General features: G+C 69.4%; 28 protein-coding genes. 20 read left to right on the top strand and 8 right to left on the bottom strand.

What is annotated here, in order from left to right; translation table 11 throughout:
* Positions 1 to 12 precede the first annotated feature (12 nt).
* The 10 genes from AKJ13_RS08140 (at position 13) to AKJ13_RS08095 (ending at position 9352) form a co-directional block, all read left to right on the top strand.
* Positions 13 to 930, top strand: coding sequence for a branched-chain amino acid ABC transporter permease (locus AKJ13_RS08140; RefSeq protein WP_050732899.1), 918 nt, complete (start codon positions 13 to 15; stop codon positions 928 to 930).
* Complete coding sequence (gene livM, locus AKJ13_RS08135) at positions 930 to 2336, top strand: high-affinity branched-chain amino acid ABC transporter permease LivM (RefSeq protein ID WP_050732898.1); 1407 nt, start codon at positions 930 to 932, stop codon at positions 2334 to 2336. Before AKJ13_RS08140 ends, livM begins: the two co-directional genes overlap by 1 nt.
* Positions 2336 to 3271 carry an ABC transporter ATP-binding protein gene (locus tag AKJ13_RS08130; RefSeq protein WP_050732897.1) on the top strand — a complete coding sequence of 312 codons (936 nt, stop codon included), beginning with the start codon at positions 2336 to 2338 and terminating at the stop codon, positions 3269 to 3271. The genes livM and AKJ13_RS08130 overlap by 1 nt, the downstream gene beginning before the upstream one ends.
* Positions 3268 to 4065: an ABC transporter ATP-binding protein gene (locus AKJ13_RS08125; protein ID WP_050732896.1), complete on the top strand. Its 798-nt coding sequence runs from the start codon at positions 3268 to 3270 to the stop codon at positions 4063 to 4065. The genes AKJ13_RS08130 and AKJ13_RS08125 overlap by 4 nt, the downstream gene beginning before the upstream one ends.
* A gap of 5 nt (positions 4066 to 4070) precedes the next feature.
* Positions 4071 to 4439 carry a DUF6867 family protein gene (locus AKJ13_RS08120; RefSeq protein ID WP_050732948.1) on the top strand — a complete coding sequence of 123 codons (369 nt, stop codon included), beginning with the start codon at positions 4071 to 4073 and terminating at the stop codon, positions 4437 to 4439.
* A gap of 50 nt (positions 4440 to 4489) precedes the next feature.
* On the top strand, positions 4490 to 5611 hold the full coding sequence (locus tag AKJ13_RS08115) for a branched-chain amino acid ABC transporter substrate-binding protein (protein WP_050732947.1): 1122 nt from the start codon (positions 4490 to 4492) through the stop codon (positions 5609 to 5611).
* 380 nt (positions 5612 to 5991) lie between these two features.
* Entirely contained in the window at positions 5992 to 6915 is a 924-nt protein-coding gene (locus tag AKJ13_RS08110) for an amino acid ABC transporter substrate-binding protein (RefSeq protein ID WP_007562547.1), read from the top strand.
* Positions 6916 to 6992: 77 nt separating this feature from the next.
* Entirely contained in the window at positions 6993 to 7715 is a 723-nt protein-coding gene (locus tag AKJ13_RS08105; protein ID WP_050732895.1) for an amino acid ABC transporter permease, read from the top strand.
* Positions 7716 to 7778: 63 nt separating this feature from the next.
* Positions 7779 to 8471 carry an ABC transporter permease subunit gene (locus AKJ13_RS08100; protein WP_050732894.1) on the top strand — a complete coding sequence of 231 codons (693 nt, stop codon included), beginning with the start codon at positions 7779 to 7781 and terminating at the stop codon, positions 8469 to 8471.
* A 152-nt stretch (positions 8472 to 8623) separates the two neighbouring features.
* Positions 8624 to 9352: an amino acid ABC transporter ATP-binding protein gene (locus AKJ13_RS08095; protein WP_039902772.1), complete on the top strand. Its 729-nt coding sequence runs from the start codon at positions 8624 to 8626 to the stop codon at positions 9350 to 9352.
* A 48-nt stretch (positions 9353 to 9400) separates the two neighbouring features.
* Here the strand turns inward: AKJ13_RS08095 and AKJ13_RS08090 are convergent, their stop codons facing one another.
* The 3 genes from AKJ13_RS08090 to AKJ13_RS08085 form a co-directional block, all read right to left on the bottom strand.
* On the bottom strand, positions 9401 to 9733 hold the full coding sequence (locus AKJ13_RS08090) for a BrnA antitoxin family protein (RefSeq protein ID WP_050732893.1): 333 nt from the start codon (positions 9731 to 9733) through the stop codon (positions 9401 to 9403).
* Positions 9734 to 9833: 100 nt separating this feature from the next.
* Positions 9834 to 10004 (bottom strand): hypothetical protein, encoded by a 171-nt coding sequence (locus AKJ13_RS32580; RefSeq protein ID WP_244471544.1) that lies wholly within the window; start codon positions 10002 to 10004, stop codon positions 9834 to 9836.
* A gap of 107 nt (positions 10005 to 10111) precedes the next feature.
* Positions 10112 to 11131, bottom strand: coding sequence for a gamma carbonic anhydrase family protein (locus AKJ13_RS08085; RefSeq protein WP_050732892.1), 1020 nt, complete (start codon positions 11129 to 11131; stop codon positions 10112 to 10114).
* Between the two features lie 150 nt (positions 11132 to 11281).
* Here AKJ13_RS08085 and AKJ13_RS08080 point away from each other — a divergent pair, with 150 nt between their 5' ends.
* Positions 11282 to 11749: a molybdenum cofactor biosynthesis protein MoaE gene (locus AKJ13_RS08080; RefSeq protein WP_050732891.1), complete on the top strand. Its 468-nt coding sequence runs from the start codon at positions 11282 to 11284 to the stop codon at positions 11747 to 11749.
* Between the two features lie 6 nt (positions 11750 to 11755).
* Here AKJ13_RS08080 and AKJ13_RS32220 read toward each other — a convergent pair whose 3' ends face one another.
* On the bottom strand, positions 11756 to 11896 hold the full coding sequence (locus tag AKJ13_RS32220; RefSeq protein WP_200905604.1) for a hypothetical protein: 141 nt from the start codon (positions 11894 to 11896) through the stop codon (positions 11756 to 11758).
* A gap of 164 nt (positions 11897 to 12060) precedes the next feature.
* On the opposite strand from AKJ13_RS32220, the gene AKJ13_RS08075 reads away from it, so the two are divergent.
* Positions 12061 to 13206: an AI-2E family transporter gene (locus tag AKJ13_RS08075; protein WP_050732890.1), complete on the top strand. Its 1146-nt coding sequence runs from the start codon at positions 12061 to 12063 to the stop codon at positions 13204 to 13206.
* A gap of 19 nt (positions 13207 to 13225) precedes the next feature.
* Here AKJ13_RS08075 and argC read toward each other — a convergent pair whose 3' ends face one another.
* Together argC and AKJ13_RS08065 are read right to left on the bottom strand one after the other, a co-directional pair.
* Entirely contained in the window at positions 13226 to 14203 is a 978-nt protein-coding gene (gene argC / locus AKJ13_RS08070; protein ID WP_050732946.1) for an N-acetyl-gamma-glutamyl-phosphate reductase, read from the bottom strand.
* Positions 14204 to 14606: 403 nt separating this feature from the next.
* A complete protein-coding gene (locus tag AKJ13_RS08065; RefSeq protein ID WP_050732945.1) occupies positions 14607 to 15362 on the bottom strand; it encodes an SDR family oxidoreductase in 756 nt (251 codons plus the stop codon).
* A 111-nt stretch (positions 15363 to 15473) separates the two neighbouring features.
* On the opposite strand from AKJ13_RS08065, the gene AKJ13_RS08060 reads away from it, so the two are divergent.
* Positions 15474 to 16367: a LysR substrate-binding domain-containing protein gene (locus tag AKJ13_RS08060; protein WP_050732889.1), complete on the top strand. Its 894-nt coding sequence runs from the start codon at positions 15474 to 15476 to the stop codon at positions 16365 to 16367.
* Positions 16368 to 16406: 39 nt separating this feature from the next.
* Here the strand turns inward: AKJ13_RS08060 and AKJ13_RS08055 are convergent, their stop codons facing one another.
* A complete protein-coding gene (locus tag AKJ13_RS08055) occupies positions 16407 to 17639 on the bottom strand; it encodes an amidase (protein WP_050732888.1) in 1233 nt (410 codons plus the stop codon).
* A gap of 213 nt (positions 17640 to 17852) precedes the next feature.
* Between AKJ13_RS08055 and AKJ13_RS08050 the strand changes: the two genes are divergently transcribed.
* The 6 genes from AKJ13_RS08050 to AKJ13_RS08025 all read left to right on the top strand — a co-directional run bounded on the left by AKJ13_RS08050 (position 17853) and on the right by AKJ13_RS08025 (position 23161).
* Positions 17853 to 18839, top strand: a complete 987-nt coding sequence (locus AKJ13_RS08050; protein WP_050732944.1) for an extensin family protein — start codon at positions 17853 to 17855, stop codon at positions 18837 to 18839.
* Positions 18840 to 19001: 162 nt separating this feature from the next.
* Complete coding sequence (locus tag AKJ13_RS08045) at positions 19002 to 19463, top strand: hypothetical protein (RefSeq protein WP_007562510.1); 462 nt, start codon at positions 19002 to 19004, stop codon at positions 19461 to 19463.
* 2 nt (positions 19464 to 19465) lie between these two features.
* A complete protein-coding gene (locus tag AKJ13_RS08040; protein WP_050732887.1) occupies positions 19466 to 20125 on the top strand; it encodes a ribonuclease T2 in 660 nt (219 codons plus the stop codon).
* 66 nt (positions 20126 to 20191) lie between these two features.
* Positions 20192 to 21040, top strand: a complete 849-nt coding sequence (gene rlmJ / locus AKJ13_RS08035; protein WP_050732886.1) for a 23S rRNA (adenine(2030)-N(6))-methyltransferase RlmJ — start codon at positions 20192 to 20194, stop codon at positions 21038 to 21040.
* A 224-nt stretch (positions 21041 to 21264) separates the two neighbouring features.
* Positions 21265 to 22551: a porin gene (locus tag AKJ13_RS08030; protein ID WP_050732885.1), complete on the top strand. Its 1287-nt coding sequence runs from the start codon at positions 21265 to 21267 to the stop codon at positions 22549 to 22551.
* A 295-nt stretch (positions 22552 to 22846) separates the two neighbouring features.
* A complete protein-coding gene (locus tag AKJ13_RS08025) occupies positions 22847 to 23161 on the top strand; it encodes a hypothetical protein (RefSeq protein ID WP_050732884.1) in 315 nt (104 codons plus the stop codon).
* 54 nt (positions 23162 to 23215) lie between these two features.
* On the opposite strand, the gene AKJ13_RS08020 is transcribed toward AKJ13_RS08025, so the two are convergent.
* Complete coding sequence (locus AKJ13_RS08020) at positions 23216 to 23782, bottom strand: GNAT family N-acetyltransferase (protein ID WP_050732943.1); 567 nt, start codon at positions 23780 to 23782, stop codon at positions 23216 to 23218.
* 190 nt (positions 23783 to 23972) lie between these two features.
* Here AKJ13_RS08020 and AKJ13_RS08015 point away from each other — a divergent pair, with 190 nt between their 5' ends.
* On the top strand, positions 23973 to 25433 hold the full coding sequence (locus tag AKJ13_RS08015) for a peptidoglycan DD-metalloendopeptidase family protein (protein ID WP_050732883.1): 1461 nt from the start codon (positions 23973 to 23975) through the stop codon (positions 25431 to 25433).
* Positions 25434 to 25505 lie beyond the last annotated feature (72 nt).

Here is a 25505-nt window from a genome sequence, read left to right as displayed (position 1 = left end):
CCGCGAGAATACATGGACGTCTTCGTACAGCAGCTGATAAATGGGCTGACGCTCGGCTCGATATACGGTCTGATCGCGATCGGTTACACGATGGTGTTCGGTATTATTGGAATGGTGAACTTCGCCCACGGCGATGTATTCATGGTGTCGTGCTTCATCGCGCTGATCACCTTCCTTCTTCTGACGACCTGGCTGGGCGTTAGTTCGATCGCCCTGGCGTTCCTGGTCGTCCTCGTGGTCGCCATGGTTCTGACCGCCCTGTGGGGCTGGGCGATCGAGCGCATCGCGTATCGGCCGCTGCGCGGCTCGTTCCGGCTGGCGCCGCTGATCTCGGCGATCGGCGTCTCGATCTTCCTCTCGAACTTCGTCCAGGTGGTGCAGGGCGCGCGCAACAAGCCGACGCCGCCGATGCTCTCGGGCGGCATCACGCTGTTCGAGCGTGACGGCTACGCGGTGTTCCTGGCCTACAAGCAGATCCTGATCATGGCGGTCACGGCGGTGCTGCTCACCGGCTTCTGGTACCTCGTGCAGCGGACCCCGTTCGGCCGGGCGCAGCGCGCCTGCGAGCAGGACCGCAAGATGGCCGCGCTGCTGGGCATCGATGTCGACCGGACGATCTCGCTGACCTTCGTGCTCGGCGCCGCGCTGGCCGCCGTCGCGGGCGTCCTCTACCTGATGTATTACGGCGTGGTGTCGTTCTCGGACGGGTTCGTGCCCGGCGTGAAGGCCTTCACCGCGGCGGTGCTCGGCGGCATCGGCTCGCTCCCCGGCGCCGTGCTCGGCGGGCTGATCATCGGGCTGATCGAGACCTTCTGGTCGGCCTACTTCTCCATCGAGTACAAGGACGTCGCCGCGTTCTCGATCCTGGCCATCGTGCTGATCTTCATGCCGTCTGGCATCCTGGGCCGGCCGGAGGTCGAGAAGGTCTGATGGCGAACTCCAAGCCCGCGACCCTAGCCGCCATCCCCGAATCGGCGATGGCCGGCATCCTGCGCGACGCCGCGCTCTACGCGCTCGTCGCCTTCGGCCTCTGCGTCCCGATCATCGCCTACCGGACCGATCCCGGCCCGGGCAGCGACCTGCTGCTGACCCCGCGCTGGGGCCTGGTGGCGTGCCTGTGCGCGGCGATCTTCGCCGCCCGCATCCTCCAGCGCCTGGTGCTCCTGCGTCGGGACGCGCGGCGCGCCCTGACCCCCTCCCCGGCCCAGGCCACCGAGGCGGTTCACGGCGAGCCCGATGCCGGCCAGAAGACGTCGAAGCTCGGCCTCTGGCTGTTCGTCGGCATTGCCCTGACCCTGCCGGCGATCGCCGCGGCGGCCACCGGCGGCCTGTCCTCGGCCCGCTACTGGATCGATCTCGGCATCCTGATCCTGACCTACGTGATGCTCGGCTGGGGCCTGAACATCGTGGTCGGCCTCGCCGGCCTGCTCGACCTCGGCTACGTCGCGTTCTACGCGGTCGGCGCCTATTCCTACGCGCTCCTGTCGACCACCTTCGGCCTGTCCTTCTGGATCTGCCTGCCGCTGGCGGGGGTGTTCGCCGGCCTGTGGGGGATGCTGCTCGGCTTCCCCGTGCTGCGCCTGCGCGGCGACTATCTCGCCATCGTGACGCTGGCCTTCGGCGAGATCATCCGCCTGGTGCTGATCAACTGGACGGATGTCACCGGGGGCGGCGCCGGCATCTCGTCGATCCCGCGGGCGACCTTCTTCGGCATCCCGTTCAGCGCCGGCGAAGACGGCTTCGCCGCCCGGTTCGGCATCCCGTATGATTCGATGCACCGGCTGGTGTTCCTCTACTACCTCATCTTGGCGCTTGCCCTGTTCACCAACTTCGTCACCCTGCGCCTGCGCCGCCTTCCGATCGGGCGGGCCTGGGAGGCTTTGCGCGAGGACGAGATCGCGTGCCGGTCGCTCGGGATCGACACGACGGCGACCAAGCTCACGGCCTTCGCCCTGGGGGCGGCGTTCGGCGGCATCGCCGGCTCGTTCTTCGCGGTGCGCCAGGGCTTCATCAGTCCGGAGAGCTTCAACTTCCTGGAGAGCGCGATCATCCTGGCGATCGTGGTGCTGGGCGGCATGGGCAGCCAGGTCGGCGTCGCCATCGCGGCGGTGGCCATGGTCGGCGGCCCGGAGATGCTGCGCAATCTCGGCTTCCTGAAAGCCGTGTTCGGCGAGGGCTTCGATCCCAACGAGTACCGCCTGCTGCTGTTCGGCCTCGCCATGGTGGCGATGATGGTCTGGCGGCCGCGGGGGCTGATCTCGGTGCGCCTGCCCTCGGTGTCGCTGGGCGAGCGCCGCGCCGTCTCGGGTGCCCATGTCAGCGAGGGGCACGGCTGATGGCGACGCATCCGGAACCCCGGGCGCAGGCGCAGGCGCAGGCCTCCGCCCCGCCGGTGCTCGCCGTCGAGCACCTGACCATGCGGTTCGGCGGGCTCACCGCCGTCTCCGACCTGTCCTTCGAGGCCAGGCGCGGCGACATCACCGCCCTGATCGGCCCGAACGGGGCCGGCAAGACCACGGTGTTCAACTGCATCACCGGCTTCTACAAGCCGACCGAGGGCATGCTGCGGCTCGCTCATGCCGACGGCACCACGCACCTGCTGGAACGGCTGCCCAACCACGCGGTCAACAGCACCGCCCGGGTGGCCCGGACCTTCCAGAACATCCGCCTGTTCCAGGGCATGACGGTGCTGGAGAACCTCCTGGTCGCCCAGCACAAGCCGCTGATGCGCGCCTCCGGCTACACCCTGTTCGGGCTGCTCGGCCTCAAGGCCTATCGGGATGCGCAAGGGGAGGCGATCGAGCGGGCCAAGGCCTGGCTCGACCGGATCGACCTGATGGCGCGGGCCGACGACCCGGCGGGCGCCCTGCCCTACGGTGCCCAGCGCCGGCTGGAGATCGCCCGAGCGATGTGCACCGATCCGGTGCTGCTCTGCCTCGACGAGCCGGCCGCGGGCCTCAACCCGCGCGAATCGGCCGAGCTCAATGCGCTGCTGCGCCACATCCGCGACGCGCACGACACCTCCGTGCTGCTGATCGAGCACGACATGTCGGTGGTGATGGAGATCTCGGACCACGTGGTCGTGCTGGATTACGGCCAGAAGATCGCCGACGGTACCCCGACCGAGGTGCGGGCGGACCCGAAGGTGATCGCCGCCTATCTGGGCGTCGAGGATGACGAGGTGGAAGCCGTGGAAGCCGAGGTCGGCATCACCGTGCCGCACGGGGACCCGACCCTTCCGGACGTGAACCGCTCGGAGGCGTCGCTATGAGCGTGGCCGGGATCAACGTCCTGGTCGAGGAGACCCGGGCGATCCAGGCGGGGAGCAAACCCCCGCTCCTCGCGGTGCGCGACGTCTCGACCTATTACGGCAGCGTCGCCGCCCTTCGGGGCGTCGATATCGACGTCGCCGAGGGCGAGATCGTCACCCTGATCGGCGCCAACGGCGCCGGCAAGTCGACCCTGATGATGACGATCTTCGGCAGTCCGCAGGCGCGCACGGGGACGATCACCTATGACGGGCGCGACATCACCCGGATGCCCACCCACGCCATCGCCCGGCTCGGCGTCGCCCAGTCGCCGGAGGGCCGCCGGGTCTTCGCGCGCATGAGCGTGTTCGAGAACCTCCAGATGGGCGCCTCGCTCCACGGCGAGCGCTACTTCCAGGAGGATCTCGAGAAGGTCTGCACCCTGTTCCCGCGCGTGAAGGAGCGCCTGCACCAGCGCGCCGGCACGATGTCGGGCGGTGAGCAGCAGATGCTCGCCATCGCCCGCGCCCTGATGAGCCGGCCGCGCCTGCTGCTTCTGGACGAGCCGTCGCTCGGCCTGGCACCGCTCGTGGTGAAGGGCATCTTCGACGCGATTCGGGAGCTGAACCGCACGGACGGCATGACGATCTTCCTGGTTGAGCAGAACGCCTACCACGCCCTCAAGCTCGCCCATCGCGGCTACGTGCTGGTCAACGGCCGGGTCACGATGAGCGGGACCGGGCGGGCGCTGCTCGACGATCCGAACGTGAAGGCCGCCTATCTGGAGGGGGGCCATACCGGCCCGGTCGGGGCATGAGCATGCTGCAGGGGATCCTGTACGAGGAGCAATCGGCCTGGCTGTTCCTGCTCGTCACCGTGGTGATGGGCGGCTGGGCCGGCTGGATGGCCGCCCGCGCGATCGCCCGGGGCTGGCGACCGTTCTGGCAATGCCTGGGGGCCCTGCTCCTCGTGGCCGCAGCCGTGCGCTTCATCCATTTCGCGCTGTTTTCGGGCACGCTGGTCTCGCTGCACTACTATGCGATCGACGCGATCGTGGTCATGATCATCGGCACGGTAGGCTTTCGGGTCACACGCACGCGCCAGATGACGAGCCAGTATCGCTGGCTCTACGAGAAGACCTCTCCGCTGACGTGGCGCGAACGCACGCCCGTCTCCGGCGGGGTCGGGTGAGTTCGGCCGGATCCACCGGGGCGGACCGAGTATCGAAGGGGATGTTCGCGATGAGATCGATTCTTCTGGCCGGGCTCGCCCTCGGCGCGATGATCGCTGCGGCCCAGGCCGCGGAGGTCAAGCTCGGCGTCGCCGCGCCGATCACCGGCAACAGCGCCGCCATCGGCGCGCAGATCAAGAACGGCGCCAGCCAGGCCGTCGAGGATCTCAACAAGGCCGGGACCCTGAAGGGCACGACCCTGACCGTCACGGTCGGCGACGACGCCTCCGACCCGAAGCAGGGCGTCTCGGTCGCCAACAAGTTCGCCAGCGATGGCGTGAAGATGGTGGTCGGCGACTATAATTCGGGTGTGTCGATCCCGGCCTCCGACGTCTATCTCGACGCCGGCATCATCCAGGTCACCCCGGCCTCCACCAACGTGAAGTTCACCGAGCGCGGGATGTGGAACACGTTCCGCACCTGCGGCCGCGACGACCAGCAGGGCGCGGTGGCGGGCGCCTATCTCGTGGCAAACTTCAAGGACAAGAAGATCGCCTTCGTCCACGACAAGACCCCCTACGGCAAGGGCCTGGTCGACGAGACCCTGATGGTGCTCAAGGCCAAGGGCGTGAAACCGGTGATGTTCGAGGGCATCAACCCGGGTGAGAAGGACTACTCGGCGCTGGTCTCGAAGCTGAAATCAGCCAATGTCGATGTCGTCTATTTCGGCGGCTACTACACCGAGGCCGGGCTGATCCTGCGTCAGATGCGCGACCAGGGCCTCAAAGCTCCGATGATGGGCGGCGACGGCATGGTCGACCGCGAGCTGGTGGCGATCGCCGGCCCGGCCGCCGAGGGCACGCTGACCACCTTCCCGCCGGATGCCCGCAAGAACCCGAACGCCAAGGCGGCGCTGGCGGCGTTCAAGGCCAAGAACATCGATCCCGAGGGCTACACGCTCTACTCCTACGCGGCCGTGCAGGTTCTGGCGAAGGCGATGGCCGAGACCGGCTCCAGCGACGGCAAGAAGCTCGCCGAGTGGCTGCACCAGGGCAAGCCGGTCGACACGGTGGTCGGCCCGATCGCCTACGACAAGAAGGGCGACATCACACGGCCGGACTACGTCCTATACGAGTGGAAGAAGGGCGCCGACGGCAAGATCGACTATGCCGGCAACGAACTGACCAAGTAGTCCGACCCGCATTCCGGGCCGACGCCGTCCTGCATCGCTGTGCGGGGCGGCGTCTGTGTGTTCGGCGCAGTGGATTCGTCAGCCTTAATCGTTATTGCGGCCGCACCGCCGCGTGCGTACGCCCAAGAATTATGCATGATGCCGGCGGCACGGGAGCAGGGTGTCTCGACGGGCCGGAGGAGGCCGAATGATGGCGGAAGGGCACGCAACCGTGGACGCTCGCGCGGCGGCGGCTGGTCTTGCGTCGTTTGCCACGGTCCCGCGCGGAACCGCGGCCGCCCTCCCGGCACCATCATTGCAAAGGCCTCGCCCGAGCGGGCGGGCCCGAGCGCCGAGCCGCCAGCCGATCCCGTTCGGCCTGATCCAGGAGTTCCGTACCGATGCAGTCTGATATCGCTCGCCGCGGCCTTGCCGCGGCGCTCGGCCTGAGCCTCGCCCTGGCCCCCCTCAGCCTGCGGGCCGAGGAACTGACCGGTACCCTCAAGAAGGTGAAGGATAGCGGGGCCATCGTCATCGGCTACCGCGACGCCTCGGTGCCGTTCTCGTATCTCGGCGGCGACCAGAAGCCGATCGGCTATGCCCTCGACATCTGCTTCAAGATCGCCGACGCCGTGAAGGCCAATCTCGGCCTGCCGAACCTCGAGGTGAAGCTCAACCCGGTCACCTCCGCCACCCGCATCCCGCTGATGGCGAACGGCACGATCGACCTCGAATGCGGCTCGACCACCAACAACGCCGAGCGCGAGAAGCAGGTGAACTTCACCAACTCGCACTTCCTGACCGCGACCCGCTACGTCTCGAAGAAGTCGGCCAACCTGCACACGATCGACGACCTGAAGGGCAAGACCGTCGTGTCGACCTCGGGCACCACGAACATCAAGCAGATCAACGAGGCCAACACCGAGCGCAAGCTCGGCCTGACGATCCTGCCCGCCAAGGACCATGCCGAGGCGTTCCTGATGGTCGAGACCGGCCGCGCCGTGGCCTTCGTGATGGACGACGTGCTGCTCGCCTCGCTGGCGGCCTCCGCCAAGGACCCCTCGGCCTACGAGATCTCCACCGAGGCCCTGTCGAAGCCCGAGCCCTACGGCATCATGGTGCGCAAGGACGACCCGGCCTTCAAGAAGGTCGCGGACGAGGCCACCGCCAAGCTCTACACGAGCCCCGAGGGCAAGGCGCTCTACGACAAGTGGTTCACCAAGCCGATCCCGCCGCGCAACATCAACCTCAACCTGCCGATGAGCGCGGAGATGAAGAAGCAGTTCACCACGCCGATCGCCAGCCCCGATCCGGCCGCCTACTGAGCGTTCGCCGCGAATGATGCGCACCGCGGGACGGATCCCGCGGTGCGTGTTTGCAAGATCAGGATAGAACCGGCGCGATGAACTACAATTGGAACTGGCGGATCTTCTTCGACGCCTCGCCGGAGGGTAACGGCACCTATCTCGACATGCTGCTCTCCGGGCTCATGTGGACGATCGCGACCGCCCTCTGCTCCTGGATCATCGCGTTCTTCCTCGGCTCCCTGATCGGGGTGATGCGGACTCTGCCGTCCAAGACCGCCAACGCGATCGGCACGGCCTATGTCGAGCTGTTCCGCAACGTGCCGCTGCTGGTGCAGATGTTCCTCTGGTATTTCGTGCTGCCCGAGGTGGTGCCGACGCAGTTCGGCGACGCGATCAAGCAATTGCCCGATGCGCCGTTCTACACCGCGGTGGTGTGCCTGGGCTTCTTCACCGCCTCGCGGGTGGCCGAGCAGGTCCGGGCGGGCATCCAGTCGCTGCCGCGCGGCCAGCGCATGGCCGGCACCGCGATGGGCTTCACGGTCTACCAGACCTACCGGTACGTCCTGCTGCCGAACGCCTACCGGATCATCTTGCCGCCGATGACCTCGGAATTCCTGAATAACCTGAAGAACACTTCCGTGGCCCTGACCATCGGTCTCCTGGAGCTGACCGCCCGGGCCCGCTCGATGCAGGAATTCTCGTTCCAGGTGTTCGAGGCGTTCACGGCGGCGACGCTGCTCTACGTGATCATCAACCTCGTGGTTGTCACCGCCGCGACCTTCCTGGAGCGCGCCGTCACGATCCCGGGCCAGCGCTGAGGCGCCGGCCCGCCCCCCGACCTCCCCGCTCCGCCGGCGCACGGCCACCGCGAACAGGCCCCGATGCTCTCGAATTTCGACTTCAACGTCATCCTCTCGTCCCTGCCCTACCTGTTCGGTCAGGGCATGGTCTTCACGGTGACGCTCACCGCCATGGCGGCGATCGGCGGCGTGATCATCGGCACGCTGCTGGCGATGGCCCGGCTGTCGAGCGTGCCGGGGCTCAGCCACATCGCCAAAGGCTATGTCGAGCTATGCCGCTCGCTGCCGCTCGTGCTGGTGATCTTCTGGTTCTACTTCCTGGTGCCGTATATCGGCGCCTACCTGACCGGCGCCTCGACCCCGATCCAGGTCGGCGCCTTCCCGTCGGCCCTGATCACCTTCATGGCCTTCGAGGCGGCCTACTTCTCTGAGATCATGCGCGCGGGCATCCAGTCGATCCCCAAGGGGCAGACCGGGGCGGCCTTGGCGCTCGGCATGAACTACTGGCAGACCATGGCCAACGTCGTGCTGCCCCAGGCCTTCCGCAACATGCTGCCGCTGCTGCTGACGCAGACCGTGGTGTTGTTCCAGGATACCTCGCTGGTCTACGTGCTCTCGCTCACCGATTTCATGGGCGCCGCCTCGAAGGTGGCCCAGCGCGACGGCCGCCTCGTCGAGATGTATATCTTCGCCGCCATCGTCTACTTCGTGATCTGCTTCACGGCCTCGTTCCTGGTGCGTCGCCTGCAGCGCCGCGTCGCCATCATCCGCTGACCGACACTGGAGTCCGCGCCATGACCTCGACCCCGATGCCGGCCCCGTCCGTCAAGGAGCCCGTCGCCGACGCCGCCCACGCCCCCCGGGATGCCGGGCTGCAGCCCGGCACCCTCGTCGCCGGCGTGCCGGATGCGGCCCCCGGCGAGACGATGATCGCCATCGACAACATCAGCAAATGGTACGGCGACTTCCAGGTGCTGACCAACTGCACCACCAAGGTCGCCAAAGGCGAGGTCGTGGTGGTCTGCGGCCCGTCGGGTTCGGGCAAGTCGACCCTGATCAAGTGCGTCAACGCCCTCGAGCCGTTCCAGAAGGGCCAGATCACGGTGGCCGGCACCAAGGTCGCCGACAAGGCGACCAACCTGCCCAAGCTCCGCTCCCGGGTCGGCATGGTGTTCCAGCATTTCGAGCTGTTCCCGCACCTGTCGATCACCGACAACCTGACCATCGCCCAGCGCAAGGTCCTGGGGCGCAGCGCCGAGGACGCGAAGAAGCGCGGCCTCGACCTGCTGGCCCGGGTGGGCCTGAGCGCCCATGCCGACAAGTTCCCGGGCCAGCTCTCGGGCGGCCAACAGCAGCGTGTGGCGATCGCCCGGGCGCTCGCCATGAACCCGGTGGTGATGCTGTTCGACGAGCCGACTTCGGCGCTGGACCCGGAGATGGTCGGCGAGGTGCTCGACGTGATGGTCGAGCTCGCCAAGGAGGGCATGACCATGATGGTCGTGACCCACGAGATGGGCTTCGCCCGCAAGGTCGCCGATCGGGTGATCTTCATGGATCGCGGCGAGATCGTCGAGGATGCCAAGAAGGAGGACTTCTTCGGCAGCCCCCGCTCCGAGCGCGCCCAGACCTTCCTGTCGAAGATCCTGCAGCACTAATTTTTTGCGCTGGTCATCTTGGCGTGACAGGGGCGATGCCCGCCCGCGTCACGCTGTCCGCTTGCGACCGCGGGTGCTGGTCCTGAGGCCGGCCGCGAGAACCTCCCCCATCCGCACCTGCCAGCCTGGGCCGGTGGCCTGATAGCCCTCGATCACGTCCGGCGGCAGGCGCAGGGTCACGAGCTTCTTGCGTGTCTCCGATCTCGGACGGCCACGCTGCGTGAGTCTCGCGAAGAGTGCCGGATCCAGGGCCTCGGAGGCCGGACGTGCCTGCGCGGCCTGTTCGTCGGTGATCTCCGGTGCGTCCGGATCGCGGGCGATCGCGGCCTGGATCCGGGCCTCCTCGGCGTCGCTAATCGGGCCTGCCTTACGCTTGGTCATAGAGGCTCCTCTCCTTGCGGCTGGCCGGGCGGAGGCTGATGGCCGTCACCGCCTCCGTCCCGAGCGGCGAGAACACCAGCGCCCGCAAATGCTCGTCGAGTCAGCCGATGGCGATGAATTGCGGGCGGCCGTCCGGCCCCGGATAGGTCGGAACGATGACGGCGCTGTCCCATTCGAAACGGTCGCGGGCATCGATGAAATCAAGACCATGCCCCTCCGGCTCGGGGCGCAGGTTGATCGCGCGCTTGCGCTCATCCCAGACCAAATGCACGGTAATATCGTAGTTACAGAATAACCCGTCGGCAAGGACGTTCGCACAGCGATTCCCGTGCCCTGTCCGGGCTCATCGATCGGCCGCACAGGAGATGCAAGACGGTCTTAACCCACCCCCGCCTGCGCGGCCCGATACTCGCGGCCGTGCTGGCAATAGCCCTCGACGATGCGGATCATCATCGCGCGCTTCTCGGCGTCGAGGGGGGACAGGATCCGGGCCGGGCGGCCGCCCCAAAGATAGCCGGCCTCCAGGATCTGGCCGGGATCCGTGGTGGCGCCGGCCGCCAGCATGACGTCGTCGGCGATCAGCGTGCCGGGCGCCACCGTGGCGCCGATCCCGATCAGCGCCCGGGCGCCGATCCGGCAATCGGCGATCCGGACGTTGTGCGCGATGGTCGTGTCGCGCCCGATCACCACGCCCTCGGCCCGGGTGCGGATCGTGGTGTTGTCCTGGATGTTGGTGTCGGCCCCGACCACGATCGGCCCGACCTCGGCGTTCAGGTCGCAGCAGAACAGCACGCTGGCGCCGGCGCCGAGGCTGACCCGGCCGCGCAGGCGCGCGGTGCGGGCGACGAACACGCTGTTCTCGACCTCGGGCGGCTGCCTGGGTTCGGCGGCCGCGCCGTCGCCCATCCGCTCGCGCAGGCGCTCGGCCCGCTCGGCGACCTCGTCCGGACCCACCGGCCGGCTCGGCCGCGCCGGGCTGCCGGCATAGGCGTGGCCGCCTTCGAGCTTCATGCGGGGGAACACGGTCGCGCCGGCCTCGATGACCGCGTGGTCGCCGATCTCGGCCCCGTCGAGGATCACCACGTCGTCCTCGATCACGACGTCGGAGCCCACCGTGCAGGCATGCACGACGCTGTTGCGCCCGACCGTGACCCGGTCACCCACCTGCGTCCCGTGGGTGAGCGTGGCGATATGCACCGTCGAGCGGTGACCGAGCCAGAACCGGTCCCCGAGGGTGATGGTCTGCCCGTCGGCGCGGATCACCGCTTCGTCGCCGATCCAGGCCTGCGTGCCGATGCGGGCGGCGCCGATCACCGTGCTGCCGCGCCCGCACCAGACCGGGCGGCTCGTGAAATCCGGCAGGACGCCCGCGTAGGGCAGGATCAGGTCGGGGGTCACACGGTCATCCTTCTCCGCCGATTGCCAACCGATCGCGCCCGCGGGCGAATGCGGCTCAGCGTGCCATATAGAGGCGCGGCCGGGTGTGACAGGCGCGGGAGCATCCCGCGCCGCCCGAGGACCGCCGGACGAGGATCGTTGGACCCGACCATGAGTGCCCCCGCCCCGAGCGTCGCCATCCAGGCCGAGCCCTTCAACACCGCCGCCGAGATCGCCCGGATCGGCGCGGAACTCGGCGGCCGGGCCGGCGCGATCGTCACCTTTACGGGCCTGTGCCGGGACGAGGGCGGGCGCCTCGCCGCCCTGGAGCTCGAACATTACCCCGGCATGGCCGAGGCCGAGATCCTCCGGGTCGCCGAGGCGGCCGTCGCCCGCTGGCCGCTCCAGGCCTTGCGGGTGATCCACCGGCACGGCTTGGTGTCGCCGGGCGACGGCATCGTGCTGGTGGTGACCGCCTCGAGCCACCGGGTCGCGGCCTTCGAGGCGGCGGATTTCCTGATGGATTATCTCAAGACCCGCGCGCCGTTCTGGAAGCGCGAGCACTTGGCCGACGGCACCACCGGCGGCTGGGTCGAGGCCGCCGCCCACGACGATGCGGCGGCCGAGCGCTGGAGCTGATCCGGTCTACAGGATCGCGTTGAGCAGCACGGCCGCGAGGCCGCCCGCGATCGCCAGGCCGAGGAGAACCACGCTGCTGAGCTGGTCCCCCGTATCCACGGTCCGGCCGGGGCCGAGGGAATGGGTATGGGGCTCGTTGCTGCTCACGCGGTCTCTCCTGGGGGCGCCCGGCTCCCTGCGGGAGCGGCTGCGCGGGCGGACAACGCGCGAAACGCCGTCCGGTCTCGGCGCACCGCACACAAGCTGGTAGAGAGCCACACTTGACCATGGCCGGCCCGCGGCGTTCGTGAGCCCGCGGTACGGGAGCGGTGATGACGGACGGTCAATCTCGGGACTTGGACGGCCCGGTCGGGCCCTGGCAGGGAGCCTTGCCGCTGGCGGCCTCGGGCATCGCCGTCGTCTGCTTCGCGGCGGCGCTGGCGCTCGCCTGGATGTCGGTGGGCACGCTGCTGCTGATCTTCGCGGGCGTGCTGCTCGGCGTGTTCCTCGACGGCCTGACCCGGGGGCTCGGTCGCGTCCTGCCCCTGCCCCGGGGCGTGCGCCTGACCATCGCGAGCCTCGCGGTCGCGGTCGCGGCGATCGGCTTCGGGACCTATGGCGGCGCCACCATCGTGCAGCAGGGGCGCGACCTCGGCACCACGATCAAGGACCAGGCCGGCACCGTGTCGAGCTGGCTGTCCGAGCGCGGCATCGACGTGCCGAGCCTCGCCCCGCAGGGCGGCGGCAAGGACGGCTCCACCGACGCGAGCCAGCGGGAGGGCGGTCTCGGCGGCCTCGCCAACGGCCTGCTCAAGGGCAGCAGCTCGATCGTGTCCGATGCGGGCAGCGTCCTGGGGCCGGCGGCGGCCGTGATCCTCGGGCTGTTCGACGCGCTCGGCAACCTGCTGGTGATCGCCTTCCTGGGGCTCGCCTTCGCGGCCGACCCGGAGGCCTACCGCGACGGGGTGCTGCGCTTCGTGCCTCCGCAGAAGCGCCGCCGCGCGGCCAAGGTCCTCGACGGCGCCGGCGAGACCCTGCGGCACTGGCTGTTCGGCCAGCTGATCATCATGGCGGTGATCTTCGTCTGCACCTGGGCTGGGCTGGCCTTCCTGGGGATCGGCGGCGCGCTGATCCTCGGCCTCCAGGCCGGGCTGCTGGCCTTCGTGCCGACTGTGGGCCCGCTGGTGGCGGGTCTCGTGATCATCCTGGCGGCCCTGGCCTCGGGCCTGAAGGCGGTCATCGGCTCCATCGGCGTCTACCTGGCGGTGCAGTGCCTGGAGAGCTACGGGCTGACGCCGTTCATCCAGAAGCGGGCGCTGGACATCCCGCCGGCCACGATCTTCGCCGGTCAGCTGATCCTGGGCGTGATCTTCGGCCTCTGGGGCATCGCCCTCGCGCTGCCCCTGATGGCGGTGATCAAGGTCTTGCTGGAGCAGCTCTACGTGGAGGACACTCTCCACGAGCAGCCGAGCAGTTGAGGCGCGCGGCGCGCCGCGGTCACGGCCAGATCGGCGCGCCGTCCAACCCCGCGGTTTCCGGCAGGCCGCAGATCAGGTTCGCGTTCTGCACCGCCTGACCGGCGGCGCCCTTGCCGAGATTGTCGACCACGCCCATCGCGATCACCAGGTTGCGCGCGGGGTCGGCCGCATAGCTGATGAAGGCTAGGTTCGAGCCGGTCGCCCATTTGGTCTGCGGCGGCCTGTCGGTCACGCGGACGAAGGCCCGACCGGCATAGAAGCGCCGGGCCGCGTCCAGGCACTGGCTCGCGGTGGCCTGGCCGCGGCCATAGATCGTGACGAGGATGCCGCGGGTCATCGGCACCAGATGGGGCGTGAACACCAGTCCGGCCGCGCTTCCGCCGCTCAGCCGCTCGATCGTCTCGGCGATCTCGGGCATGTGGACATGGTCGAGCAGGCCGTAGGGCACGAGGTTCTCGTTGGTCTCGGCGTAGCCGAACCGGCTGTCGGCGCCACCCCGGCCGGCTCCGGAGAGACCGGTCTTGGCGTCGATCACGATGTTGCCGGGCTCGATCAGCCTGTCGGCCAGCAGCGGTGCCAGCGCGGTCAGCGTCGCCGCGGGGAAGCAGCCTGGGTTGGCGACGCGGGTCCGGCCCGCGATCTGAGCTGGCCAGACATCGGCCAGGCCGTAGACCCAATTCCCGACGTAGCGGTGGTCGCCGCCGATATCGACGATCTTCACATCCGTGGGGACGCGCGCCAGCGCCGCTTCCGACGTGCCCGTGGGCAGCGACGCGAACAGCACGTCGAGTTTTGGCAGGGCCTCGGGGTCCCATGGCTCGATCCTCAGCTGCGCGAGCCTGGCCGGGACGCCGGGAAAGCGCTCCACCAAGCGGCTGCCGGCGCTGCCCTCGCCCGCGGCGTAGACCAACTCGAAAGACGGGTGGCTCGCGATCAGGCGCATCGCCTCGCCGCCGCCAAACCCGCTGATCCCGACAATGCCGACGCGGAAGCTCATGGTGGTGTCCTTCTGGAGTTCGGGCAAAAGAAAACCCCCGGAGCCGAGGGCTGCGGAGGTTCAGGAACGCGGGCCTGGGCCGGTCCGGCGGGCGGGGCTTACGGTGAGGCCGTCACGACGCGGAAGGACACGGATCGACGCGCAGCCCGAGGAGCCGCCGGTTGGGTGCAGCGACGTCGGCGTCGGTTACAGAGGGGCCGGTTCCTGGGCATGGGGGGCGAGCATGTTGCCGCCCGCCTGCCTCGTCAACCGGAATGTCGGCCCAGCGCCCGGGCAGGACTCGGGCAGCGGCCGCGCCAGGACCCCTTCTGGGAGGCCCTGGCAATCTTCGGGATGCCAGGCGGGGGTTGGAGCCGGCGACCGGACCAGTGGGAGCGATCGCCCCGGGCCTCGCCCGGTTCGGTCAGACCTGCGCTTGGCCGCCATCGACAAAGAACTCGGCGCCGTTGACGAAGCTCGCCGCGTCCGAAGCCAGGAAGAGAACCACCTTCGCGATCTCCTCCGGCTCACCGACACGCCCGAGCGGGATCCGCGAGCCCAGGGCGTCGAGAAGGCCCTGCTGCTTCTGCGCATCCTCGCCGGCCAGGCCGACGAGCCCCGGCGTGCGCGTCGCGCCGGGGCTGACGACGTTGACGCGGATGCCGCGATCCTTGAGGTCGAGGATCCAGCTGCGGGCGAAGTTGCGCACCGCCGCCTTGCTGGCCGAGTAGACGCTGAAGGCGGGCGTCCCCTCGATGCCCGCGGTCGAGCCGGTCAGCACGATCGCGCCGCCATCCTTCAGGAGCGGAAGGGCTTTCTGGACGGTGAAGAGCGTGCCCTTCACGTTGGTGTCGAAGGTCTGGTCGAACTGTTCCTCGGTAATGGCACCGAGCGGGGCGAACCCGCCGCCACCCGCATTGGCGAAGACGACATCGATCTGCGCGTGCTTCTGCTGGACCGCATCGTAGAGGCGGTCGATATCGGCGAAGTTCGCCATGTCGCCGCGCACGCCCGTCACGCGGCCGCCGATCGCCATCACGGCCGCGTCCAGCGCATCCTGACGGCGTCCGGTGATGAAGACGGACGCGCCTTCCTGCGAGAAGGCCTTGGCGGTCGCGAGGCCGATGCCGCTCGTGGCGCCGGTCACCACCACCACCTTGTTCTCAAATCGGTTGGTCATCGTCATTCCCTTGGGTCCAGCGGCGCTGCGGCCGATGCCGAGAGAGATGCGCCGACAACGATGATCCTTGCAGAAGGCAAAACTGGCACTTAGCGTTCCACTTGGGGAACGATGATGCGCCACGATCTCAACGACTACGTCTACTTCGCGGAGGTGGTGGCCCATGGCGGCTATGCCGCGGCCGGCCGGGCGCTGCGCGAGCCCAAATCGAAGCTCAGCCGCCGCATCTCGGCGCTGGAGGCACGGCTCGGCGTGCGGCTGATCGAGCGCTCCAGCCGGCGCTTCCGCGTGACCGAGGTCGGGCAGAGCTTCTACGAGCGCTGCCGCGCGATGATGCTGGAGGCGGAGCGGGCTGAGGCGCTGGTCGCCGAAGCGCAGGCCGAGCCGCATGGCCGCATCCGGATGAGCTGCCCGGCGAATCTGGCGAAGGTGATTTCCGCGATCGCGCGCGGCTTCCTCGCCCGTTACCCGAAGGTTCAGCTCCAGCTCGTCGTGACGGATCGGGCCGTCGATCTCATCGAGGAGCGGGTCGATCTCGCCCTGCGCGTTCGCCGCGCGCTGACGAGCGATGCCTCGCTCACCATGCGCGTGCTCGGCAACTCGCGCTGGATACTCGTCGCCAGCCCGCAGACAGCGAGCCAGCTCGGCGCCGACATCGCGGATCTTGCGTCCTTCGCGACGCTCGGCACCAACGACGAGGCGGGCGAAGTCACCTGGACCCTCGAGCGCGACGACGGGGCCGTGCATGTGCTGCGCCACGAGCCGCGCATGGCCTGCGCCGATTACGCCGTTCTCTGCGACGCGGCCGCGGACGGGCTGGGCGTCGCCTTCCTCCCCGACCATGCCTGCGCGGCGCATATGGCCTCCGGCAAGCTGGTCCGCATCTTCCGGGACTGGCGGAGCAAGGACGGCATCGTCCACCTCGTCTTCACGACGCGGCGCGGCCTGCCGCCCGCCGTACGGGCCCTCATCGACCACGTCGCGAAGGAGTTTCCCGAGCTGTGAGCGAAGGGTTTCGGACGTGCGCTCCCAGCTGGCGACCCGTCAGCCGCGCAGGGCGTCCTCGATCATCCGGGCCACCGCCAGCGCGCGGCCGTCGTCGCCGAAGCGGCCGATCACCTGGACGCCCACCGGCAGGCGTTCGCCCGGCACCGGCACGTTCACGCAGGGCACGCCCATCAGGGTCCAGAGCTGGTTGAAGCGCGGATCGCCCGTGGAGGCCAGGGTCGCGGGGGCCGGGCCCGGGGCCGAGAAGGTCAGGATCGCGTCGTACGCGGAAAACAGGCCCTTGAGCACGCGGCGAGCCCGGTGGGCGTGGCGGCGGGCGTCGTCGTATTCGGCAGCCGCAATCGCCGCGCCGGCATCGAGATGCTCCCGGACCCGCGGCGGCAGCGCGTCGCGGTGGCCGTCGTATTCCCAGGCCAGCGCCAGCCGGCCCTCGAAATTCTGGATGATGCGGTGGCGCTCCCAGGCGAGCGCCAGCTCCGGCGGCAGCGCGAGGTCGGTGACCTGCGCCCCGGACCGCTCGACCGCCTGACGGGCGCGGGCCAGGGCGGCCTCGGCTTCCGGCTCCGGCGCCTCGGCGAAATCCTGCCGCACCAGGCCGATGCGCGGCGCCGAGCCGGGCTCGGCCCGGGCGATCTCCGGACGGCCGGTGACCAGCGCCAGGGCGTGGGCGACGTCCGCGACCCCGGCGGCGAACAGCCCGACCGTGTCGAGTGCCCAAGAATAGGTCTTCACCCCGACCGTCGGGATCAGCCGGAAGGACGGCTTCACCGCCGCGCAGCCGCAATAGCTCGCCGGCCGGATCACCGAGCCCGCCGTCTGGGTGCCGAGCGCGAGGGGCAGCAGCCCCGCCCCTACCGCGGCGGCCGAGCCCGCCGAGGATCCGCCCGGGCTGTGGCCGGGATCGTGCGGGTTGACCGTCGCGGTCGGGTCGCTGCTGGCAAACGCCGTGGTTGTGGTCTTGGCCAGGGCCACCGCGCCGAGGCCCTTCAAGCGCGCCACCACCGCGGAATCGCCCCGGGGCCGCCAGCCTTCATAGAGCGCGGAGCCCATCTGGGTCGGCAGCCCGGCGCTGTCGATGATGTCCTTCACGCCGACCGCGATGCCGGCGAGCGGCCCGGAATCCGGGATGGCCGGGTCGTCGTCCAGGGTGACCAGCGCCCGCAACTCCGGCTCCCGTGCGGCGAGGGCCGCGCGGCACAGGTCGATCGCGCCCGCGGGCGTCAGGGTGCCGGCTTCGATGCGGGCGCGGAGGTCGAGGATTGACAGCATACTGTATTCAGTCCCTGGGCCGGGTCGCTGTCAACTCAAGCGCTCGCCGCCGAAGTGGAGGCCGGTTCGGCCTCAGCGAGCGCGTGACATCGAGGATTGAGAACCGCCCCCGATCGCACGGCGACCGGGGGCGGTTCTCGAAGGCCACAGGCCGGGCCATTCGCGAATCGGCGTTGACGAACGCTTTACGCGACCGTGCGCATCGTCTGGGTCATGTGGCGTGGCGTATCCCTGTTCTCCGCCCTGGCGCTGTTCGGCGCGGGGCTCACCGCTTGCTCGATCAACCGGTTCGAGCGGCGCGACCCGTGGCGCGACCAGGCGGAGCAAGTCTGCCTGGCCAAGAAGCTCGTCGAGCCCACCGAGTTCATCACGCCGATCGCGGCGATGGACGGGCCCGGCCCGTGCGGCATGCAGCAGCCCTTCCGGGTGACGCGGCTGGCCGGCGGCACGGTTGTGATGAAGCAGCGGATGACCCTGGGCTGCCCGGCGCTCGCCGAGGCCGAGGCCTGGCTCGCCGACACGATCCAGCCCGCCGCGAACCTGTATTTCGGCGTCCCGGTGGCCGAGATCAACGCCGGCTCCTATTCCTGCCGGGGGCGCAACAACCAGCCCGGCGCCAAGCTCTCCGAGCACGGCTTCGGCAACGCGATCGACGTGATGTCGATCAAGCTCGCCGACGGCCACGTCATCACGATCAAGGGTGGATGGCGTGGCACGGAAGCCGAGCAGGGCTTCCTGCGTGAGATCTTCCTGGGCGCCTGCCAGCGCTTCACCACGGTGCTGGCCCCGGGCTCGAACGTGTTCCACTACGACCACATCCACGTCGACCTCGCCCGGCACGACCCGCGCGGCCTGAAGCGGATCTGCCAGCCGCTGATCAAGTTCACGCCCCAGCTCGGGACCGGCGCCGAGCGGCCCCTGTCGCGCCCGCTGCCGCCGCCGCGCCAGCCGGCCGCCCCGCAGGCCCCGGTGGATATCGAGGAGGACGATCCCTACGGCGTCGCGCCGATGTCGAAGGCCGCGAGCCCGACCCAGGTCGCCCGCGCCCCGGCCCGCCTGCCCGCGGCCTCGGCCTATACCGCCGCGCCGCCGGTCCGCCCCGCCCCCCGGATCGCCGCCGCCCCCGAGGAGCCGGCGCAGGATTACGACGAGCCGCTGCAGCTCGGCGCGCCGCCGCCGAGCACGGGGCCGATCTACTGAGACGGTCGGTCTTCGGCGACCCGAAAAGAGGTCCGGACCTGTAGCGGCCGAGCCGCACAGATCGGCTAAAGCGTGCCTGTTTGCATGCGGGAGCTTGACTGGCGCCCCGGCGGGGCCATCGTCTCGCGCATGCAGGACAGCACCCCCGCCGAGGCACGCGCCATGCGCCCGATCCTTCACAGCCTGGCCCTCGGGCTGGCCCTCCTCTCCGTCGCGCAGCCGGCCCTGGCCCGCTCGGCCCGGGAGGATATCGAGCCCGCCGAGGAGCGGATTTTCCCGTTCGACGCCCAGATCCCGGGCTGCCAGGATCCGAGCGTCCTGGAGCGGGTCTCGACCAACTTCGCCGAGAAGGAGGCGAAGTACTGGAATTCGTCGATGACGATCCGGTCCTTCGACACGATCGAGCGCACCGCCTGGCGGCCCTGGGGGCTGGACACCTATCCGCGCCGGTTCTGCTCGGCCACCGTCACCACGTCGGACGGCGTGCGCCGCAAGGTCGATTACTCGGTCCGCGAGAGCCTTGGCATCATCGGGGCGACCTGGGGTGTCGAGTTCTGCGTCCACGGCCTCGACCGCGACCTGGCCTACGCCTACGCCACCGCCTGCCGGATGGCGCGGCCCTGATCATGCGCGTCGGCGCCGCCTGCCTGGCCGGCCTGCTGCTCGCGGGGCCGGCCGCCGCCCAGGATTATGGTGGCTTCAGCCGCCGGGGCGAGCCTGGCGCGTTCGATTTCTACGTGCTGGCCCTGTCGTGGTCGCCGACCTACTGCGCCGGCGTCGGCGAACGCCGGAACGACGTGCAATGCACCCCCGGCCGCGGCCTCGGCTTCGTGGTGCACGGGCTCTGGCCGCAATACACCCGCGGCTACCCGCAGAACTGCTCCGCCGTGGAGCGGGCGCCGACCCGGCAGGCGCTCGAGGTGGCCGGCCAGGTCTATCCGAGCGAAGGCCTCGCCCGGCACGAGTGGCGCGCCCACGGCACCTGCTCCGGCCTCGACCCGGCCCGCTACTTCCAGGCCGCCCGCGACGCGCGCCTCGCCGTGACGATTCCCGACGGCCTGAAGGGCGGCGCCCCGCAGAGTCTGGCGCCGATCGAGATCGCCCGGCAATTCGTCGCCGCCAATCGCGGCCTGCGCCCGGACATGATGGCGGTGACCTGCACCCGCGGGCAGCTGCAGGAGGTGCGGATCTGCTTCTCCAAGGACCTGCGCGGCTTTACCCCCTGCCCCGAGGTCGCCCGCGGCAATTGCCGCGCGCCCGAAATCACCCTCGACGCCGCCCGCTGACTTTTTTGACCGTTTTCGCGGTTCGAGGCTGGACCCGGACCGCGGGATCCGCTTGAGGGCGACGCCATGAACTATCGGCACGCCTTCCACGCCGGCAACCATGCCGACGTGCTCAAGCACCTCGTCCTGGCGCGGGTGCTCGCCCATCTCTGCCTCAAGGACAAGCCGTTCCGGGCGCTCGACGCCTTCGCGGGCCTGGGCGTCTACGACCTGACTGCCGACGAGGCCTCCCGCACCGGCGAGTGGCGGGACGGATGGGGCCGCATGGACGAACCCTTCGCGCCCGAGGTCGAGCTGTTGCTCGCGCCCTACCGGGAGGCGGTGGCGGCGGTGCAGGCCCGCTATGGCGCCACTGCCTATCCCGGCTCGCCCGCGGTGATCCGCGAGGCCCTGCGGCCCGGCGACAAGGGCGTGTTCGTCGAGCTCCACCCGGAGGACGCCGCGACCCTGCGGGAGCGCTACGAGCGCGACGGGCGCACCAAGGTCCTGAGCCTCGACGGGTGGACGGCGGTGAACGCGCAGATCCCGCCCCCGGAGCGGCGCGGCCTCGTGCTGATCGACCCGCCCTACGAGGTGCCGGGCGAGATCGAGCGGCTCGGGACCCACCTCGCCCGGGCGGTGGCGAAATGGCCGACCGGCCTGTTCCTGGCCTGGTACCCGATCAAGGATGCGGCCGCGATCGACCGCATGGTCCGGGATCTCGACGCCGCCCTGCCCCGCCCGGCCCTGCGCCTCGACCTCCTGATCGACCGGCCGGACGACCCGACGCGGCTGTGCGGCAGCGGGTTGATCGTGGTCAATCCGCCCTGGCGTCTGGCCGAGGAGGCGCTGCTGTTCTTGCCGGCCCTAGCTCAGCGCCTGGCCCGCGGGGAGTTCGGCGGGTTTCGCTGCGATCCGATCGGCCCGCGGGACTGATTCGTTACTATTGATCCGGGCCCGCGTCGGCGTCACACTTCCTTAAGAGGTTTCGCGCAGGCGCCGGACAAGCTGTTGTGGCGACAAAGCCACATTTCTCTGCAGACCCGCGGCGGCCCTGCAAGAATGACTAAAAACTAGGCAAGTGCCATTTGTTTGCTTTTGTGTCATCGGCGGGCCGGTGTCAGCTTAACCGGGAACCAATTCCAACGAGCTGCGACACCATGCTGAAGCGATCCACCCTGGCCGGCTTGGCCACCGTGCTGCTCTCCTCGACCGGCATCCTCGCGGCCGACCTGCAAGCCTCCGCCCCCGTGCCCGTGCCGCCCCCGGCCGAACCCTGCAAGGCCACGCTGATCGGCCCGGCCTATGGCGGCGTGATCAAGGCCAACCCGAACCCGACCTGCTTCTCGGCCGGCCCGCTGGGGGATCTCTATGTCGGCGGCGCCGTCACCGGCTACGCCTACACCCAGACCAACCCGTTCGCGTCGTTCTCGACGCCCGCCGCCCCGAACGACCGCGACCGCTCGGCGCGGGTCGACTTCTCGAATCTCCAGGGCATCATCCAGAAGCCCGAAGGCGCATTCCAGTTCTACGTTCAGGCGGGCGCCTACTCGATCCCGCAGCTCGGCTTCCCGACCCTCGGGACGTTCACCCAGACCGATCTGCTGTTCGGACCGGTCCCGGTGGCCTTCGGCCGGATCCAGATCAACGATGAATGGTCGGTCCAGGGCGGGCGGATGTTCACCCTGATCGGCACGGAGCTGCTGTTCACCTACCAGAACCTGAACATCAACCGCGGCCTCCTGTTCGTGCAGGAGAACTTCATCAACCACGGCGTGCAAGTCAATTACAGCAGCGGCCCGCTCTCGGTCTCGCTCGCGGGCACCGACGGCTTCTTCTCCAACGAGATCAGCTGGCTGACCGGCAACGTCGCCTACAAGCTCGACGACTACAACACGATCGGCGTGAACGGCGGCCTCAACCTCGGCCGCACCAACGCCCTCGACCGCAGCCCGCGCTACCAGTTCGCCACTCCGAACTTCCAGCAGAATAGCGGCATCTTCAACATCAACTACACCTACGCGAACGGCCCATGGATCGTCTCGCCCTACTTCCAGTTCACCAACGTCGAGCGGGATGAGCGCGTCGGGATCACGAGCAGCGCGTCGACCTTCGGCGGCGCGCTTCTGGCCGCCTACTCCTTCAACGACATCTTCTCCCTGGCCGGGCGCGTCGAGTACACCGAGCAGACCGGCGTGCGCGGTGGGACCACCCCCAACCTGCTCGGCTTCGGCCCCGGCAGCAACGCCTTCTCGGTGACCGTCACGCCGACCTTCACGTTCGACCGCTACTTCTTCCGGGTCGAATACGCCCATGTCGAGCTCGGGGGCATCACGCGCGCGTCCGTCTTGGACGGCGGGACGATCGCGCCCGGTACCGGCTTCGGCCGCTACGGCAACCGCACCTCGCAGGACCGCTACATGGTCGAGACCGGCATCACGTTCTGATCCGATTCTCCGGACCGGCCTCCGGGCTGGGCTTTTCGACGACCCCCGGGCACCCGCCCGGGGGTTTTTTCATGCGCGACGACACATTCGGATGCCTGGCGGGGAACGGATCGAATTCCGGCTTCCTCTGTGAGTTAAAGTATAGAGTATCTTTATCGTCATAGATGCCGGGATGTAGATCTCCGATAACGGAAGGGGTTATCCGTGCCGATGAGCGCGCGGAACTTGCGATGTGGGCGCGGAGTCACGTATTGTCCTTTGCTGTTGTGCATGAGTGGGTTGGGGGCATCTGGAAATGCCGCAGATCAAGGCTTTGTCGGACACGTTGCGGAGTGTTGCCGCGCCCGGCATGACGCCGAAGGCGTTGCGCGCGGCCGTCCGCGAGAAGCATCCCGATGCGACCAAGAAGGATATCGTGCGGGCCGCCTTCTATGCCTTGACCGAAGAGCACTCGAAGGATCTGGCTTGCCTCGCCGAGCTGCACGGCTTCGCCCTGGTCGAGCGCGTGTCCGAGGATGAGCGGACGATCAAGGTCGACGGTCACAAGAAGAAGCGTCGGCAAAAGCCCGTCGAGGCGGCGCCCGTTGAGGCGGTTCAGGCCGCGAGTTAACGGTACCTGCCGGGAGGCTGCCCGCCGGGCCGGCGTGATCGCGCCGGGTGCCGCTCAGCCCCTCTGGAGCAGGCGTCGGCCGGGACGATGCCCCTCCTCCCCGGTGTCGCGGAAGCCGAGCTTCTGCAGCAGCCCCCAGGAGGCGACGTTGCCGGGGCGGCATTCCGCCACGATGATCCGCGCCGGGAAACGCCGGACGAGAAGCCCGATGATCGCCGAGACCGCCTCGAAGGCGTAGCCGCGCCCGCGCGCCGCTCCGCCGATCCAGTAGCCGATCTCGATCGCCCCGGGGCCGCGCAGATGGGTGCCGACCACGCCGACGAGGTCGGGTCCGGCTAGGTCCGGGGAGGTCCCTTCGCCCGTCTGCAGCACCCCCGCGGGGCGCGTCCAGGCCCCGAGGAAGTGGTCCTGGCCGCGCGAGCCGCTGCGGATCAGCTGCTCGGCATCGCGCACCGTGAACGGGGCCGGCAGGAAATCGACCGCCGCGGTGATCGCCGGGTCGTCGGTGAGCCGGCGCAGATCCTGGGCATCCTCGGGCCGCAACGCCGCGATCGACAGGCGCGCGGTCTCGATCCGGGGCAGGTCGGCGAGGCTGTCGCGGGTGGCGCGAATGGTAAACATCGCTGCGATGTGGGGTCGCGGCCGGGCCGGGAAAGGTACGGTCATACCCCCGCGTTTCATCCCGCGAAGACTTTGACGACCTGTCGAACAGAGCGCGGCGGCGTCACGGATATGCCGGACGGGAACGGTTGCTTAACCTGAATCCGTCTTCATTGGGGCATCAAGTTGCGTCAGGCAAACGGGTGCGTCGATGCGGGTGCGTGGTACGGGTCGAGGGTTACGGACGCTGTCGCGCGTCGCCCTCATCGGCATCATCGGCGGCGGTGCCGCCGCCTGTTCCTCGGACGCATCGCGCCTGAGCAACCCATTCTCCAACCCCTTCTCGTCGGAGCCTGCCGCCACCGGCAGCCTGCCGGAGGGCGGCCTCAAGCCGGCGCCGGCGATCCGCACGGGCCGGATCCAGTCCGAGGCGCTCGGCGCCCCCGGTGCGGCTCCCCGCCCGGCCGCCACGGCGATCCCGGCCCCGACCCCGGCGGCCGCGCCGGCCACCCGCGTCGCCTCCACCGGCACCCCCGGCTGGAGCGCGCAGGGCGGCACGCAGATCACCGTGTCGAAGAACGACAGCCTGAACCAGATGTCGACGCGCTTCGGGGTGCCCGCCTCCGCGATCCTGTCGGCCAACGGCCTGTCCAATGCCAGCCAGATCACCCCCGGCCGGCAGATCGTGATCCCGGTCTACAATGCCTCCGGTCTGAACCCGGCCGCCGCCCCGATGACCGCGCGTCCGGCCCGGGCCGCCGAGGAGAAGCGCGAGGACGCGCGCCAGGTCGAGGCCAAGGTCGCCTCGAAGCGCGAGGAGGCCAAGGAGGCTGCCAAGCGTGAGGAAGCCAAGCGCGAGGAGGCCAAGGAGGCCGCCAAGCGTGCCGCCGCCGAGAAGGAGGCGGACCGCAAGGAGGCGCTCGCCCGGGATACCGCCGCCCGCAAGGCCGCGGACGAGAAGTCCCGCAAGGAGGCGTCCGTGAAGGAGGCCGACAAGAAGCAGCATGTCCGCCCCGGCCAGGTCGCCAAGGCGGACGAGAAGAAGGCCGATCCGAAGGCGGACGCGAAGGCCAAGGCCGAGGCGAAGGCCCAGGAAGCCAAGGCCGAAGCCAAGGCGGCCGCGAAGGCCGAGGCCGCCCAGAAGCTCGCCGAGGCGAAGGCCGCCAAGGAGGCGGCCCAGAAGGCCGCCGCTGCCGAGAAGCCCGAGAAGGTCGCCGTCAAGGAGACGCCGAAGCCGGTCGCCGCCGCAGCGCCCGCCAAGCCCGAGCCCGCCGCCACCGGGTCGGTCGCCGACGCGACGCCGTCGGAGAGCTTCCGCTGGCCCGCCAAGGGCCGGGTGATCTCGGGCTATGGCACCTCGGGCAACGAGGGCATCAACATCGCGGTGCCGGAAGGCACGCCGGTCAAGGCCGCCGAGGAGGGCACCGTGGCCTATGCCGGCTCGGACGTGAAGGGCTACGGCAAGCTGGTTCTGGTGCGCCACGCCAACGGCTTCGTCTCGGCCTACGCCCATAACGGCGAAATCGACGTGAAGCCCGGCGACAAGGTCAAGCGCGGCCAGACCATCGCCAAGTCCGGCGCCTCCGGCAACGTGACCTCGCCGCAGTTGCACTTCGAGATCCGCAAGGGCGGCTCGCCCGTGGACCCGATGTCCCAGCTCGCCAGCAACTGAGACGATACGACGAGGGTTGAGGCGGCGGTCCCGGGAGGGGCCGCCGTTTCTTTGTCAGCGCGTCGGCGCGGC

This window comes from Methylobacterium sp. ARG-1 (genome assembly GCF_001262595.1).
Lineage (GTDB): Bacteria > Pseudomonadota > Alphaproteobacteria > Rhizobiales > Beijerinckiaceae > Methylobacterium > Methylobacterium brachiatum.
This window is presented reverse-complemented; position numbering and strand designations above follow the sequence as displayed.